Raw genomic sequence first — 616 nt, forward strand, 5'->3', positions numbered from 1 at the left:
ATGTATGTCGATGCAGAGATCGTTCGTGCTGAATACGATGCGAACAAAGCACAATTAAGTTTGCAATTTAGTGGCCGTTACCGTGATGCTGCAGAAGGTGTAGAGGAAGATATTGAAGATATCTGGCACCTAGAGCGTGACCTAACGGTACTTAATGCACCTTGGTTGATTGTTGGTATTCAAGGTTAATCACCAAGCTCGTTCAATTTAGTCTTAATTAAATCCCGCTATTTAGCGGGATTTTTTGTATCTGTTAATTGTTGGATGAGCGGAGATAGCTCTACAGGTAAAAGCGAAAGGAAATGCTCCGTAGCTAAGCACAATACAACTCAGTCGTTTTATGATTTAGCAGCCTAATGACTTAGCCATTTGGTATCTGGGATAGCTCAGTTAGTATTTTGTTGTGTCTATTCTTGAGAGATTTAGAAAGTTAATACTATTCAGTGTCTTGTCGAAGAACTCTTACCTGTTAAAAGATCGGTTCTAACGTTGAGTTTGGCCTAAAGCAATGTGGTTGTCGGTATTGGTTGAAGATCTTAGCTACAGTAGGAGTTCGTAGAACATGAATGCGACACCGTGGGGTGAGCGAGAGATTGTTAGAATGGGTGTTGATCTT

The 616-nt window shown here is 40.6% G+C and carries 1 pseudogene; it reads left to right on the forward strand.

From position 1 onward, the window contains the following. Positions 1-189, forward strand: a pseudogene (locus tag R7Z47_RS25595) (hypothetical protein); the annotation flags it as partial. Positions 190-616 lie beyond the last annotated feature (427 nt).

Source organism: Vibrio sp. 1641 (assembly GCF_033339995.1).
Lineage (GTDB): Bacteria > Pseudomonadota > Gammaproteobacteria > Enterobacterales > Vibrionaceae > Vibrio > Vibrio alginolyticus.